Annotated in this window: 14 protein-coding genes and 1 rRNA gene (1 of these 15 cut by a window edge); 1 reads left to right on the forward strand and 14 read right to left on the reverse strand. The window is 45.9% G+C overall.

Annotated elements, in window-relative coordinates; translation table 11 throughout:
- Both KIK04_RS06595 and KIK04_RS06600 read right to left on the reverse strand, forming a co-directional pair.
- Positions 1–100 (reverse strand): 16S ribosomal RNA (locus tag KIK04_RS06595) (it extends 1,451 nt beyond the left edge of the window).
- Positions 101–609: 509 nt separating this feature from the next.
- Positions 610–1,569 carry a hypothetical protein gene (locus KIK04_RS06600; protein WP_232277486.1) on the reverse strand — a complete coding sequence of 320 codons (960 nt, stop codon included), beginning with the start codon at positions 1,567–1,569 and terminating at the stop codon, positions 610–612.
- 86 nt (positions 1,570–1,655) lie between these two features.
- Between KIK04_RS06600 and KIK04_RS06605 the strand changes: the two genes are divergently transcribed.
- On the forward strand, positions 1,656–2,060 hold the full coding sequence (locus KIK04_RS06605; RefSeq protein WP_232277487.1) for a DUF2614 family zinc ribbon-containing protein: 405 nt from the start codon (positions 1,656–1,658) through the stop codon (positions 2,058–2,060).
- 86 nt (positions 2,061–2,146) lie between these two features.
- Here KIK04_RS06605 and KIK04_RS06610 read toward each other — a convergent pair whose 3' ends face one another.
- From KIK04_RS06610 to KIK04_RS06665, 12 genes are all read right to left on the reverse strand, one after another.
- A complete protein-coding gene (locus tag KIK04_RS06610) occupies positions 2,147–3,850 on the reverse strand; it encodes a glycosyl hydrolase family 18 protein (protein ID WP_232277488.1) in 1,704 nt (567 codons plus the stop codon).
- Between the two features lie 149 nt (positions 3,851–3,999).
- A complete protein-coding gene (perR, locus tag KIK04_RS06615) occupies positions 4,000–4,434 on the reverse strand; it encodes a peroxide-responsive transcriptional repressor PerR (protein WP_232277489.1) in 435 nt (144 codons plus the stop codon).
- A gap of 142 nt (positions 4,435–4,576) precedes the next feature.
- The gene (locus KIK04_RS06620; RefSeq protein WP_232277490.1) at positions 4,577–5,758 is read right to left on the reverse strand and encodes a DUF4097 family beta strand repeat-containing protein; all 1,182 of its coding nucleotides are present in this window, start codon (positions 5,756–5,758) and stop codon (positions 4,577–4,579) included.
- Between the two features lie 32 nt (positions 5,759–5,790).
- A complete protein-coding gene (locus KIK04_RS06625; protein WP_232277491.1) occupies positions 5,791–6,372 on the reverse strand; it encodes a TM2 domain-containing protein in 582 nt (193 codons plus the stop codon).
- Between the two features lie 33 nt (positions 6,373–6,405).
- Positions 6,406–7,002, reverse strand: coding sequence for an RNA polymerase sigma factor (locus tag KIK04_RS06630; RefSeq protein ID WP_232277492.1), 597 nt, complete (start codon positions 7,000–7,002; stop codon positions 6,406–6,408).
- Between the two features lie 127 nt (positions 7,003–7,129).
- Positions 7,130–7,873 (reverse strand): MgtC/SapB family protein, encoded by a 744-nt coding sequence (locus KIK04_RS06635; protein ID WP_232277493.1) that lies wholly within the window; start codon positions 7,871–7,873, stop codon positions 7,130–7,132.
- A 34-nt stretch (positions 7,874–7,907) separates the two neighbouring features.
- The gene (locus tag KIK04_RS06640; RefSeq protein ID WP_232277494.1) at positions 7,908–8,378 is read right to left on the reverse strand and encodes a GNAT family N-acetyltransferase; all 471 of its coding nucleotides are present in this window, start codon (positions 8,376–8,378) and stop codon (positions 7,908–7,910) included.
- Positions 8,379–8,521: 143 nt separating this feature from the next.
- Entirely contained in the window at positions 8,522–9,964 is a 1,443-nt protein-coding gene (gene gatB, locus KIK04_RS06645; protein ID WP_232277495.1) for an Asp-tRNA(Asn)/Glu-tRNA(Gln) amidotransferase subunit GatB, read from the reverse strand.
- Positions 9,965–9,983: 19 nt separating this feature from the next.
- The gene (gene gatA / locus KIK04_RS06650; protein WP_232277496.1) at positions 9,984–11,441 is read right to left on the reverse strand and encodes an Asp-tRNA(Asn)/Glu-tRNA(Gln) amidotransferase subunit GatA; all 1,458 of its coding nucleotides are present in this window, start codon (positions 11,439–11,441) and stop codon (positions 9,984–9,986) included.
- A 24-nt stretch (positions 11,442–11,465) separates the two neighbouring features.
- Positions 11,466–11,753, reverse strand: a complete 288-nt coding sequence (gene gatC, locus KIK04_RS06655; RefSeq protein WP_232277497.1) for an Asp-tRNA(Asn)/Glu-tRNA(Gln) amidotransferase subunit GatC — start codon at positions 11,751–11,753, stop codon at positions 11,466–11,468.
- A gap of 249 nt (positions 11,754–12,002) precedes the next feature.
- Complete coding sequence (locus tag KIK04_RS06660) at positions 12,003–12,383, reverse strand: ATPase (RefSeq protein ID WP_232277498.1); 381 nt, start codon at positions 12,381–12,383, stop codon at positions 12,003–12,005.
- 229 nt (positions 12,384–12,612) lie between these two features.
- On the reverse strand, positions 12,613–14,004 hold the full coding sequence (locus KIK04_RS06665) for a M24 family metallopeptidase (RefSeq protein WP_232277499.1): 1,392 nt from the start codon (positions 14,002–14,004) through the stop codon (positions 12,613–12,615).
- Positions 14,005–14,155 lie beyond the last annotated feature (151 nt).

The raw sequence follows: 14,155 nt of genomic DNA on the forward strand, positions 1-14,155 counted from the left end.
AACCATCAGGAGTGCAAGCACTCCATCAAGTCCGCTCGACTTGCATGTATTAGGCACGCCGCCAGCGTTCGTCCTGAGCCAGGATCAAACTCTCCATAAAAGTGTTTGACTTGCTCATTTGTAATGCTGACGAAATTCACTAAGTGAATTTCTTATTTCAAACGATTCGCTCGTTGTTCAGTTTTCAAAGAACAATCTTCTTTATGAAATTCAGAAGTTCGACTGCTCGTCTCACTTACTTTATTTCAGCGCCGTGTCAGCGGCGACTTAATTAATATATCATGTTCGTTCTTTTTCGTCAAGCACTTTTTTTAACTTTTTTTCAGCACCTTCGAAGTTAACTTTCTAACTCCTTGTCAGTACTGGTTATTTCGTTAAGTTGTGCTGTTCTTTCGAAGAAGTGTTCTTCAGAAGAACGAGTATTAATATATCACACCATTTCATTAAGAGTCAACACTTTTAATACATACAATTTATTACATGTCGCTACCGACTGTTCCATTGCTTCTATACACTATTTACAACCACAAGCTCAACTATACATAAGAGCCGCACCTATGTCGGAACGACTCTTATTGTTTCATATATAGATTACTTCTTCATGGCCAATTATGCTTCGTCCTGATCAATCCAAGAGTATACGGGAACGAGCCCGCATTTTAGTCGATCCGCATCAGCCTCCACAAGCCGTTCCTGCAAATAACCCCTTTTCACAAGCTTATGCAGAAGCACCGGAAGATTATCATGTAGATTCTTATAGTTGAAATGCTGTTGAATGTCTATTAATGAAACGACTAATTGTTCGTTACGCAACCAACTTAACAACGGCTCACAGTATTGCTTAGCTTTGGATGTAAGTGAAAACTCACATGCTAGCAATGCTAACTCTACTCGTTGCGCCAACGTTTCTGTACTACATGATAGTTCTTCATACATTTTGTAGATGCCTAAATGATGTGACTTTACTTGCTGCCATATCGCAAGCTCTGGTTTCTCACCATGCTCAAGTACGACGATTCTGGCCCAATAACAAAAAGCCTCTTCTAACTTGTGATAAGCATCCAGTGGCATTCCTTGCTGTAGCAGACGTCTAGACTGCCGAGTCATTTGTAGCCAACAAGCGAATTCTGACAATAGTTCAAGGGAAGCAGCTTCCTGCTTCGCTTTATGAAAGTGCTGTTGGATAGTTTCGTTTACAGCATCTGTGTCTTTCAATATTGTAACTCCATCTACCCTGTCCTTTAGAAGATGAGCATCCGAAGACGAGCACCATTCCATAATACGCTCGGGTCGTATCCGGTTAAACCGAACTCTGCTTGTCTCCCCATCCATTTGACAAATTGAATCCCAAACTGAACCGCATTGGTCGGGCGAAGATGTCAACTCCCGTTCTACTACTAATACGTAGTTGCTCCAATCTGTTTCACATAAATCAGTATGTTTATCTTTTTGCCGATTCCAAACAAGCACCGCGCTCACGTTGCTACATTGCACTACATGATAGAACGGACTATCCATCAGATTTTCCACCATCTTAATCCCACACTTTATTTTGGCTTTCTTTAACAACCGATGATAGTTTATAATTCTACATACTATCTCTCTTTCCTTCTAAGCATGAAAAAACATTTAAAAGACGAATAGGAGAGTCAAAGATGAATTTGAAACAACGGTTGTTTAAAACGAGTAAAATAAACGAATTTCGTTTATGGGGACTTGTATTGACTATGTCCGGAATGGGCTTAATGATTTTGGGCACTGGCGGAATACTGATCTGGGAGGTTGCAGGCAGAGCTGTTGCAGCTGTGTGCCTAGTAATCGGTATGATAGGCTTGCTTGCTAGTATGGCTGTCTACTTCTGGGCAGGCATGTTGTCTACTAGCGCAGTCGTTCTACAATGTCCTGAATGCGAACGCCACACGAAAATGCTAGGTAAAACGGATCGTTGCATGTTCTGTCGTACGATTTTGACACTGGATCCAAACAAAGCGACTACACCGCTCGAAGACGAAAATGAATTAGACACGAACCACAGTAACAAGCAAACAACGTTATCCTAAGATTCAGTTACCTTAAAGAGTATTAATAATGAAAGAAAAGCGGCCAATCCTTTGAATGGGATTGGCCGCTCGTTGTTTATGTTCTATTAATAATGAATGATGTCCCAAATCTCTGCATTACCTAATGAACGTGCCCATGCAGCTACACCAGCTAAATCAAGCCGTTTGGCCAAATCAATTCGCGCTTTAATGGAACGCTCATCTTCAATCCAAATGCGTTGGAGTGTGCCATTTTCCTTATACTCCACATAATTTTGACCTTCTTGCTCCGCAAATGTTGGCTTCAGCTGTTGTTTACTAAGCAATTCTTGTATCGTACGCATTCCCACTGCTTTGGAAGATACTTTACGTTCTCCATCCTTTTCTGTCTCTGTCCAAATTCGTGTATAAAGCGGCATCCCAAGTACAAGTTTATTTGCAGGCACGCCGTCCTCTTTCATAATTCGTGTGACGGCGGTTTCGGTCCAAGGCAACGAGGCTACTGAGCCCGCTTTTGGACTCGTTGCCCAATGTTCGTCGTATGCCATGACCATCATAAAGTCAACCGATTCTGCGAGCGGTCCTCGGTCCAAAAATTTAGACCAGCGTGAGCTACCAGATTTAGCAGTCACATCAATGGATACGACTAGCCCCGCGCTATGAAGTCGAGGTGTCATCTCGCGAACGAATTGCGTTAATACATCGCGGTCTTCTACGTTTACATTTTCATAGTCGATATTAATGCCATCAATACGGTACTGTTTGGCGTAGTCCAGTAACTGATTAATGGTTGTTTCCCGACGCTCATAGGTCGATAAAGCTTTGGTCGTTAAGTCAGGATCAAAACTGTTACTAAACAATGCCCAGACTTGCTTGCCATTGCGATGAGCCCAATCCAATAGTTTGGAGTCGGCTTTACTCTTCACGTTCCCCTGCTCATCAGCCAAACTAAACCACGTTGGACTAATCACATTCACGCCTGGCATCTTAGGTAAGGTATCCGTGTCTGGGTTACGTGAATAAACAGCTTCCCACGCTAAACTAACAGAATGCCCTTCCTCGACAAACTTCGGCTTCGGTGGCACAGGCTGTTTCTCAACCGTTTCTGAACCTTTTTGTTCAATAGAGTCGCTAGCGATATAACCTAGTCGGCCACCGTTATCTTCTATTAAGAACCATCCCGCTTGTTCTTTCCACATTGTAATGGGTGTTCCTGACGCAAGCTGGCTTACTTCTGGTGAACGTTTATCCGCCTGTTCGTAAAGTGTGACTGTGTCAGCGGTTGATTGCTGTTCGTTTATAACCCCAAGCTGAATGGTCTGCCCAGGAAAACGAACTTGAACTCCGCCCGTCGATTCGTATTGAACTGCCTGTACACCATACAACCGTTCAAGTGCTGTCATCGGAATAAATACTTGTCCATCCACACGCTCAGGCTCTACTCCCCAATCGATGTCCTGACCGTTCCATTTCCCTTTGGACTCGCCTACTTCAAGCACAGCCACATTCATTTTAGATGTCAAAATAATACGTCGGGAATCACCTTCCTCAAAAACACGTGTGGTGATCCCTTTTTTAACGGCCTCAATAGGTACAAGCAGTTGGTCCCCTTTTCCTTTCGAGCCATAACCGCTCCATTGTCCGTTCCACGTCAACGGTTGATCTACGCTTCCCATTTCATTCGCTTTATATTGTGGTGCAGGTCCCCACTGCTCCCAAACCTTCCAAGCACCTAATACGAGTACAAGGAGTCCTACTATAATAAATAAAAATCCACCACAGCCCTTTTTTTGCGTGTTTCTTTTACTCAACCTGTTCTCCTCCCAAAATCTTGTCATGAATAAAAGTTAACTATCACGTTAACAAACCTTAAACATTAGATCAAATGGCAAATAAAAAAAGCCCGCAAGCTAACTGCTGCGCGCTTTGAACATGTTAACGATAAATGGTACGGGATTGACTAATGCTTCACCTTAACCGCACACTGTGGACAAACACCATACACTTCCATACGATGACCCGTGATAACGAATCCGGTACTGTGTGCTGCTGTCTTCTCAACCTCTATCAAGCCAAGCATCGAGAAATCAACGATTTCTCCGCAATCATTACATATCGCATGATAATGATCGGACACATCTGCATCAAATCGACTGGAACTGTCCCCATAAGTCAATTCTCTAACAAGACCAGCCTCTATAAACATCTTCAAGTTGTTATAGACAGTTGCCACGCTCATACTCGGAAATTGAGGTTCTAGCGATCTATATATTTCATCAGCTGTCGGATGGGTCATGGAATCCATCAAAAATGCTAAAATCGCATGACGCTGCGGTGTGATGCGTACGCCGGACGTTTTCAATTGTTCTAATGCATGCTGTACCCGTGTGTTCATCTTTCCACCGCCCTTCCGCTCATTATATTTTGATATCGGGTATATCGTACATTATAACGATTATTAACAAATAATACTTATGTCCATTGTACGGGGTAGCTTTTCAATTTGTCAATCCTTATATCGTATAGCGCGCTTTTCACTAGTAGGCTAATATCCGTATGTCACCATTCACCTCAATGTGAATCGGGAATTCCCCTGTACCTAGTATAGTACCCTCTTTTTCATTTGTCCTTGTCATTGAAAAATCCGAGGTTATATCTCCAAATTGATTCGTTGCACTCACGGTAACATTTGCAGCTTCTGGAAACCGAATGACAGCGTCACCTGCCAAACTTTGTGCATTCCATTTGCCTCTCACTTGTTTGGACTCAATCATGATATCACCGTTTAATGTCTCAGCCCTAACACTGGCATCTGCTTCATTAATCTGAATCTCGCCATTTTGAGTAATAGCCGTCGCATGCCCACTTACGTTATTCATCGTAATATTGCCACTTTGTGAGTTCGCAACCGCACTGCGTGTTACCTGCTTAATATCAATGTCTCCATTCCGACTTTCTGCATTCAACTCCCCACCGATATGCTGCAAGCGCAGGTCACCGTTGTGAGTCTTCACTTGAACGTCACCTCGAACTCGTTGCACTTCTACATCACCGTTACGGTTCACGACATTTACATGTAAATCGAGATGGTTAGGAATGATAACGGTAACGTCCATACGTGCTTGTTGACGGCCACTCACAGGCATCCCGCTTTTCGTACTAACCGACAATTGACCTGCCTTGCTCTCTTTCACTTCGATACGAGATTGTTTGGCTACTTGCTGCGCTTCGTCATTTTTCAATCCTGTCACGATCACTGTAGCGTCAACTTGAAGCTCATCAACGTCGGCTGAACGAACGAACACTTTGCCATTATCATTTGCTATCGTAATTTGTTTACTCTGTGCCGTCAGCTTATAAGTCTGTGCAGGTTGTTCGAATTTCAATCCAGGACCCTCTGACATGACCTTCATCATGGAGAAATCAAATTGAATTCCCTTTATCCAATCACGAAATAGTTGTGGTTGAGAAACGGTGATGACGACTAAAGCTGCGGCAAAAGCAAGAACCATCCCGCTCCAATCCAGTTTCCACTCGTGTGTGGAGCGTTTTAAATACCAACTTTGCCATAACCATTCAAGCCCCCACATAACAAGCCCGATTGGCCACCATTTTGCAATTAAGGCGAGGCTACGGCTTGCAAACAGTTGGTCTGCTAATAACATCCCACCGACCACAATGAGTAAGATCGACGCTGTTATTCTTCCAACCTTAACCATAGCAGCTTCTGAGCCCCCTTATTAAATTGACATTAAGACTTGTTGTTCGTTTCCTTATAGAGCAAATATATGCCTCCACCAATAAGTACAGTTGCTCCAGCATAGGAACCGCCGTATGTGAAGAACCAGCCCAACCAGCTCGGATCAACCGTAAGCAGCAACATAAGGACACCACAAGATACAAACAGAACACCAAACCACGGCCCTTGTTTAGTAGGTTCGGACGCAATACCATACATCGCTTGCTCATTCACTTTTTCTGTATTTTGCATGGCATCGAATAAATTAAAGAAGTAAATGACAGGTAGCATGAGCGACAGCAGAACAATGAGCGGGACATTCGTCGCAACATCTTTCGTCGTAAAGTATACGATGGCAACGATGTCGAGCATTAAAAACATCATAATCAATAATCCGCGCTGCATCAGACGCAAATAAAAATGTCCGAGTCCCGGAAAAAAGAGTGAGAGCAGTACAGCTACAAATTTACTCTTGCGTGGAGGCGTAGAAGAATTAAAAGATTGCATCTGGGAAATGGGCTGCATGCGTTCGATTCGCTCCATTCTTTCACGTATAAATGATTCTTCACTTGTCTTACCTTTTTGATTGCTCATCGTCTAATTCTCCTAGCTAATCATTTATTAGAATTAGGTTATTCCAGCTTTTAAGGTCTGAGCTTGTGTCCATGCATTTTTGAAAAGCATCTTAGCGCGATATAGCCGTGTCTCTACCGTTCGAACAGGCATGTGAAGTTTCTCTGCTATTTCAGCATATGACTGTTGACGCATATGATAAAGCTCCATCACCGACCGATATTTATCAGGAAGCTGCTTGAGCGTACGTCTAACCTCTTCGCAATGTTCTTGTTTCACCACATACTCTTCTGGCTCATTGCTCCAGCCGTCTGTTAATAATTCGGTATGGTTATACTCAATCTGCTCCAGACGTCCGCCTCTACGTTGCTTGCGCAATGAATCTATCATTTGATTGCACGTTAAACGATACAACCACGTCGTAAATTTCGCATCCCCACGATACGTATGCAAAGCGCGATACGCCTTCACGAAGACTTCCTGTACAATGTCCTCAGCTAAATGACGATCTTTAACCGTCCGACAAATACACGTTAACACAAAGGGGCGGTGTCTTTCCACCAAAATCCGCATCATTTCTTTCTCGCCTTCCAGCACTCTTTGCACAATCCATTCATCCGACTTTTGAAATAACATTGTATTCACGTCCATCCCGTTTTATTGTTACATTAATTGTAATAGGGATGACGAATACAAAGAAACCTTCCAGAGTCTAGGAAGGCTTCACCGACTTAAGTCTAGGTTAGAACTCGACAATTGTCTGTTATTTATTCTGATTTCACTCTAATGTAACGGAACGAATCCCTTTAATTTGTTCGATTTCTGCTGCCGCAGGTAAAATAGAGAACGACTTCGGCACGCCAATGATAAGCTGCCATTCTGTCTGCCCTGCTTCATAGTTATCGTCATTCGAAAAGGTATGTTTATGCTGTAGGGACATCTTTTTCACGGTGATATCGTTGTTTTGTAAGTAGGCATGAAGTTGATTGAGTGAATGGGAAGAACCGTTTGTCACGACGGTTAGGAGCTGGATTTTTTCACCGGTCATATAGCGCTGCTCCAGCTTGTTAAACACAAACAGATTGACGATGACGAGCAGTGTCGTAATAATAGCGGCAAAATAAAAGCCTGCGCCGACAGCCAAGCCGATCGCAGCCACTACCCATAACGAAGCGGCGGTCGTTAAACCGGCAATGGATTTGCCTGTAAATATAATCGTGCCAGCGCCTAGAAATCCGATCCCCGTTATGACGGCTGTAGCAAGGCGGGCTGGGTCAACACGTACATTGCCTTCATATATAAATTGCGAGAAACCATACATAGACAACAGCATAATCAGTGCAGAACCGAGGCACACCAGAATATGGGTACGTAGTCCAGCAGGATGGTTGTGCTTTTCACGTTCAAATCCGACAAGTCCACCGAGCAGCATCGCCATTAACAGACGCACACCCAGATTCATATTGCTAATAAGCCAAGGATTATGTAGTCCTCCTGATGTTGCAACTGCCACTTCGTCCATAGACGATACCCTCCTTACCTACTTGCCTTATGTACTAAAGCAAATGAGCTTTTGATGTTGTTCGTTCTAAATGCCGCAACCAAACTCCCGGCGCAATTTCTTGATCCTCGACGATACTAAACCCTTTGCGCTTGTATAGTTCCAAGGCTGGTTCATTACGAACTCCTGTTGCAATATAATGCGTATCGATGTCAGGCAGCTCTAAAACAAAATCGAGTAATGTGGAGCCTATTTTACGACGGAAATAATCAGGATGCACCATTAACCTGTAAATATCAATGACGCCAGCTTTGACTTCAACGTAGGATACAGCCCCAACAAGTTGATTATCTTGCCACCAGCCGTGAAACGTTTCTTGTACACTCGCTAATTGATGTTCCGTCTCCATTAAAGGCGGTATTTTATCAAAGCCAAGCTTATCCGCTTCTACGCGGTAGGCAGCCTGTTGCAAGGCCCACAACTGCTTTAATGTATTTATATCTTTCAAATTTAAGCGTTTAATCATACATACTCCCCCCGTTAAAAGTTGAATATATAAAAAAAGAGCGGAACCTCGCTATAACATGTCTGCGTGACATGAATGGTAATAGCTTGCTGTTCCGCTCTATTGTGTCGAGCTGCTGTTCAAATTGTTGTAAAAGGTCTAGGTTAAGCTTGCTTCAGGCAATCGATAAGCAGTTGGTTAACGAGTCCCGGGTTGGCTTTACCCTTCGTTTCCTTCATCACTTGGCCGACAAGGAAGCCAATTGCTTTTTCTTTACCCGCACGGTAGTCTTCTACCGATTGCGGGTTGTTAGCAACAATTTGCTCTACGATCGCTTTGATCGCGCCCTCGTCGCTAATTTGGACGAGTCCCTTTTCTTCGACGATCGCTTGTGGTGATTTGCCGGATTCAAGCATTTCTTTGAACACGGTTTTGGCGATTTTGTTGCTGATCGTGCCTTTCTCGATCAGGCCGATCATTTCGCCTAAGCCTTGACCTGTCAGTTTCACGCCATCAACTTCCAAGCCATTGGAGTTGAGGAATCCGAGCAGGTCGCCCATGATCCAGTTCACGACCGCTTTCGCGTCGGACGTGTACTGCAAGCTTTGTTCGAACAAGTCCGCCAGCTTCATGGAAGAAGTGATCACTTCTGCATCGTAGCTGGACAAGCCGAATTCGGACGTGTAGCGAGCTTTACGTGCGTCAGGAAGCTCTGGAATAGATGCGTGAACGCGCTCCTTCCACTCTTCATCGATAAGCATCGTTACGAGATCAGGGTCTGGGAAGTAGCGATAATCATGCGCCTGTTCTTTGCCGCGCATCGAAATCGTACGTCCTTGTGCCTCGTCCCAACGACGCGTCTCCTGTACAACTTGTCCACCTTCGTCCAAGATGTCCGCTTGACGCTCTTCTTCGTATTCCAAGCCGCGCTGTACACCGCGGAAGGAGTTCATATTTTTCAATTCCGCACGTGTGCCAAGCTTCTCCTGACCGTGTGGGCGAATACTGATGTTCGCATCACAACGAAGAGAACCTTCCTCCATTTTAACGTCGGATACGTCGCAATATTGCATAATCGCTTTCATCTTCTCCAAGTAAGCTTTCGCTTCTTCAGGAGAGGATATTTCCGGCTCAGATACAATTTCGACGAGCGGCGTGCCTACACGGTTAAAGTCCACCAAGGAACCGTAGCCGCCATCGACGTGCGTCAATTTACCTGCATCTTCTTCCAAGTGCAGACGGTTGATGCCGATACGCTTCGTCTTGCCGTCCACCTCGATGTCGATCCAGCCGTTTAGTCCGATCGGCTGATCCGCTTGAGAAATTTGATAAGCCTTAGGCGAATCGGGATAGAAATAGTTTTTGCGGTCAAATTTGCTGACCGATGAGATCTCACAGTTAAGCGCCATTGCCGCTTTCATTGCGTATTCAACCGCTTGACGGTTCAGTACCGGCAACACGCCAGGATGTCCTAAACAAATCGGACATGTGTGCGTGTTCGGTGGTGCGCCAAATTGAGTCGAGCAGCCACAAAAGATTTTTGAGTTCGTATGCAGCTCAACGTGCACCTCTAAACCGATGACCGTTTCATATTTTGCACTCGGCATATGATGAATCCTCCTCCAATTACAGCTGCGGGCGCAGCTTATGATGCTCCGTATCCTGTTCGAACGCATGCGCTGCACGCAGTACAGTCGCTTCGTCGAACGGCTTACCGATCAATTGCAAGCCGACTGGTAACCCGTCAGCCAAACCGCACGGTACGCTGATAGCTGGCACGCCCGCCAAGCTCACCGGAATCGTTAAAATATCGTTCAAGTACATCGCAAGCGGATCGTTAATTTGCTCGCCGATACGGAACGCCGTCGTTGGCGCCGTTGGCCCGAGCAAAATGTCGTAACGTTCAAAAGCTTGATCGAAGTCGCGCTTAATAAGCGTGCGCACCTTCTGTGCTTTTAAGTAGTACGCGTCGTAGTAGCCGGAGCTGAGCGCGTATGTTCCAAGCATAATGCGGCGTTTCACTTCTGTGCCAAAGCCTTGGCTACGGGATTGATGGTACAAATCAAGCAGGTTGTCCGGATTGTCCGCACGTACGCCGTAGCGCACGCCATCAAAACGCGCCAAGTTCGAAGACGCTTCCGACGATGCCAGCAAGTAGTACGTTGCCACCGCATAATCGGTATGCGGCATCGAAATTTCTTCCCATGTTGCGCCGAGTCGCTCAAACACTTGCAACGCCTGCATAACGGCCTCTTTGACTTTTGGATCGACACCTTGACCGATATACTCTTTCGGCACGCCAATGCGCAGACCTTTGACATCGCCTGTCAATGCTTCCGCATAGTTCGGTACGTTAACGTTAGCCGATGTGGAATCCATCTTGTCGTAACCTGCAATAGCTTGCAGCACGTGCGCAGAATCCTCAACGTTCTTCGTAATCGGGCCGATCTGGTCAAGAGAAGACGCGAATGCGACTAGCCCGAAACGAGATACGAGACCGTAAGTTGGTTTCAAGCCGACCACGCCACAATACGATGCTGGCTGGCGAATGGAGCCGCCCGTGTCAGAGCCTAAAGAAAAGTAAACTTGTCCTGCCGCTACTGAGGCAGCAGAGCCACCGCTAGAGCCCCCAGGTACACGTTCCAAGTCCCAAGGGTTACGTGTTACTTGATAAGCCGAGTTCTCATTGGAACCACCCATCGCGAACTCGTCCATATTCAATTTACCGATCGTAACGACATCCGCTGCTTTCAGCTTGCGGGATACCGTTCCATCGTAAATAGGGTTGTAGTTGTCCAAGAAACGGCTAGCACATGTCGTGCGCAGCCCTTCTGTTACGATGTTATCTTTAACACCTGCCGGCAAACCTGCCAACATGTTCAATGCCGCACCTTCTGCCAAGCGCCCGTCTAACTGACGCGCCTGCTCACGTGCTGCTTCTTCGTTCAGCGTCAAAAACGCCTGCACTTGTTCTTCCGTTGCTGTAATGCGTTGATAAGATGCATCGACGAGTTCAGAAACAGACAGCTTACGGTCTGTTAACGCTTGTCTTAATTCAGCTAATGTCATATCTAATGGCGTCACTATCGTAAATCCTCCTTTACTGCATCAATCCAGCACTGCTGGAACTTTAAATTGGCCGTCTTCCTCTTCTGGTGCATTAGCCATTACACGTTCAATTGGAAGCGATGGACGGACTTCATCCTCACGCATCACGTTCTTAATAGGCAAAACGTGAGTTGTCGCCTGTACGTCGTCCGTATTTAGTTCATTCAACTTTTCAGCATATTTTAAAATGGCGTTCAACTGCTCTGTAAAACGTTCTTTCTCATCGTCGCTCAAATTGAGCCGAGCAAGCTTAGCCACGTGTTCGACATCCTGAATACCAATGCTCATCCTAACTGTTCCTCCTTACGCCCAGATGGGCAAATTCATCCTTTTATTATAGCTTAGAAGCGGATTCAACTCAATGAATCACTTGGAACTATATGACATTTGCAGGTGGCGTATATGTGCATGTCCACCTGTTTGTCCAGCATATTGGCAACTAGAAAAGGTTTAAAGCAAAAACACCGGTGCGCCGCGGGCTTTCCTCGCTGCGCCGGTGTTTCCGTTACAGTACTTCCGTTACACGATATATGTCGACTAGATCCATGCCCGCAAGTTAACTTGACGGACGAACTCTTCTTGCGTCAATATGTCTTGCGGATCCATTTCTTCCGTGTCTTCCGCTTCTTCGTCATTCATTAGCCGCCGGAATAGCTCTTCATTGCGTGTCGCTAGCGCAAAGTCAATGAGCGCCTCCCGCTCGATGCGTTCGACTTCCTGCTGTAAGAGCAAATCTTCACGCTCAATATCGGAAGCGGGTACAAAGAAGTTGCGATTCGCATTCGGAACTCGAACGACGTAATCAAAAGCATTATCCGCATTGCGGTCATAAGCGATAATATAGCCGTAGTCCCCGATAGGCAAATTCTGCTCGAAACGGTCGGCAACGATAAGCACTTTCTCTCCCAAAGGATGCATCGTCAATTGCCCCCTAACGCAGTTTCTTATAAATAAGCACGATACGATCAAAAAAATGTCGGTACGTGCTGAAGTTTGTACATATTTTATCGTACTAAAAAAAAGGAGGGCTGTAAATGTTACGATCAGCAAAAGAGCTACTCATCTTGTGTGGATGAGACAGCTCCGATCAAATGTCCGTCAGTAATGGACGATGCTAGCTTTGGGCGAGAAGTTGTACAGGTAGAACCTAATCGTGCTCATCTGTAACACTCGTGATCGTGTACAGTCCATCGGGAGCCATTGTCAGTTTCTCGCAGCCGTCGTCTGTAATGACATACGTGTCCTCAATTCCGACCACGCCGCGACCTGGAAACGTGAACTTTGGCTCTACAGCGATTACCATGCCTGGCTGTAACGTTTGTGTAAATCCACGCGCCAGTACAGGCCACTCATCGATTTCCATCCCGATTCCGTGGCCAAGAAACTTCACTTGGTCTGCGCCATAGCCCATAAAATGAGCAGACAGTCCCGCTTCAGCAGCCATGTTCAATGCGTGCTCGTAAAGGGATTCGCAGCTTGTCCCCGGCTTTAAAGCTGCTTCTGTTGCACGAAGAATCGACGAGGCAACGTCATAGGCCCGTTGCAAGTCTTCATCTAATTGACCGATAACGAGCGTGCGCGTCTGGTCAATGACATACCCGTCGATGCAGCAGCCAATATCGACCAAAATGGGCTCGTTCGCCGCAATCGTATGGCAGCTTGCGCCTTGTGGACTCGCAGGCGTCAATCCACGGCCACCTGCTGGGCCGTCGAAATAAGTCGGTTCTGCCGCCGCAGCTCCGGCAGCTACCATCCCCGTTATAATTTCTTGATTGTATCCGCGCATTCTCATCATGCCAATATGGCCTTGCAATCGTAACGTATGCTCGATATGCGCTATGAACGCTAACTCGGTCATACCCACTCGAATATGGCGCACCGCTTCTTCAACAGCAAGCTTAGCGGCAGCTGCGGCAGTACGGATACGTTCTATTTCCGAAGGAGATTTGACCATACGCAGCTCGCGCAGCAGTGTGGAGCCGTCTGTCCATCTGACATGAGGCAGCACTTTCCTTAAACGTTCCCATTGCTGAACGGGGAGTACATCGTACTCGGATGCGATTACAGGTTGCTCGGGCTGGCTAGATTCTTCAGATTGGCAGGGCTGGTCGAGATGCTCGGGTTGTGCACACTGTTCACGCTGCTGCATATCGGGATAATGATAGGCTAATGTGTCCGCAAATTGACGAAACGAGCCTAGTGGCTCTACACGTATAACTGCCTCTTGCTGGGCACGCGTGATGCTACGTTTGACGAAGAATATCGGTTCCCCCTCACAAGGTATAAAGGCATAGCCTGTCTGCATGGAACCGGTCAAATAGTATAAATCTACATTGTGAGTCAATAAAAAACCGTCCAAGCCTTTCGTGCGTAACAGTGTTTGTAAACGCCCTATTCGATCTTGTCGATCTTGGCGCTCTTGGCATTCTCGGTTCTCTTGGTGTTCTTGGCCTTGGTGCAGGATATCGGCATGCGCGTGAGAAGAAGGGTTGGAATGATTGGATGCGCGATTAGCGAGATGATTGGAATCATGAAGCATTAGAACACCGTCCTCTGTGCTTTATGTTCAATGATAGAAGTGTAAGACATATTAAAATACGCTGCACGTTAACGTATCGTTATAACGTGCAGCGCGTTTATGAAGGTCATTAAGAGCAGCATACCAACATGCTTATCTCAATGCTTAAATG

Origin of the sequence: Paenibacillus sp. 481 (genome assembly GCF_021223605.1) — a bacterium.
Lineage (GTDB): Bacteria > Bacillota > Bacilli > Paenibacillales > Paenibacillaceae > Paenibacillus_B.

Coding starts and splice junctions, on each gene's coding strand:
- KIK04_RS06605 (WP_232277487.1), top strand. CDS start 1,656: ATGAATTTGAAACAACGGTTGTTTAAAACGAGTAAAATAAACGAATTT.
- perR (WP_232277489.1), bottom strand. CDS start 4,434: ATGAACACACGGGTACAGCATGCATTAGAACAATTGAAAACGTCCGGC.
- KIK04_RS06620 (WP_232277490.1), bottom strand. CDS start 5,758: ATGGTTAAGGTTGGAAGAATAACAGCGTCGATCTTACTCATTGTGGTC.
- KIK04_RS06625 (WP_232277491.1), bottom strand. CDS start 6,372: ATGAGCAATCAAAAAGGTAAGACAAGTGAAGAATCATTTATACGTGAA.
- KIK04_RS06630 (WP_232277492.1), bottom strand. CDS start 7,002: ATGGACGTGAATACAATGTTATTTCAAAAGTCGGATGAATGGATTGTG.
- KIK04_RS06635 (WP_232277493.1), bottom strand. CDS start 7,873: ATGGACGAAGTGGCAGTTGCAACATCAGGAGGACTACATAATCCTTGG.
- KIK04_RS06640 (WP_232277494.1), bottom strand. CDS start 8,378: ATGATTAAACGCTTAAATTTGAAAGATATAAATACATTAAAGCAGTTG.
- gatB (WP_232277495.1), bottom strand. CDS start 9,964: ATGCCGAGTGCAAAATATGAAACGGTCATCGGTTTAGAGGTGCACGTT.
- gatC (WP_232277497.1), bottom strand. CDS start 11,753: ATGAGCATTGGTATTCAGGATGTCGAACACGTGGCTAAGCTTGCTCGG.
- KIK04_RS06660 (WP_232277498.1), bottom strand. CDS start 12,383: ATGCATCCTTTGGGAGAGAAAGTGCTTATCGTTGCCGACCGTTTCGAG.
- KIK04_RS06665 (WP_232277499.1), bottom strand. CDS start 14,004: ATGCTTCATGATTCCAATCATCTCGCTAATCGCGCATCCAATCATTCC.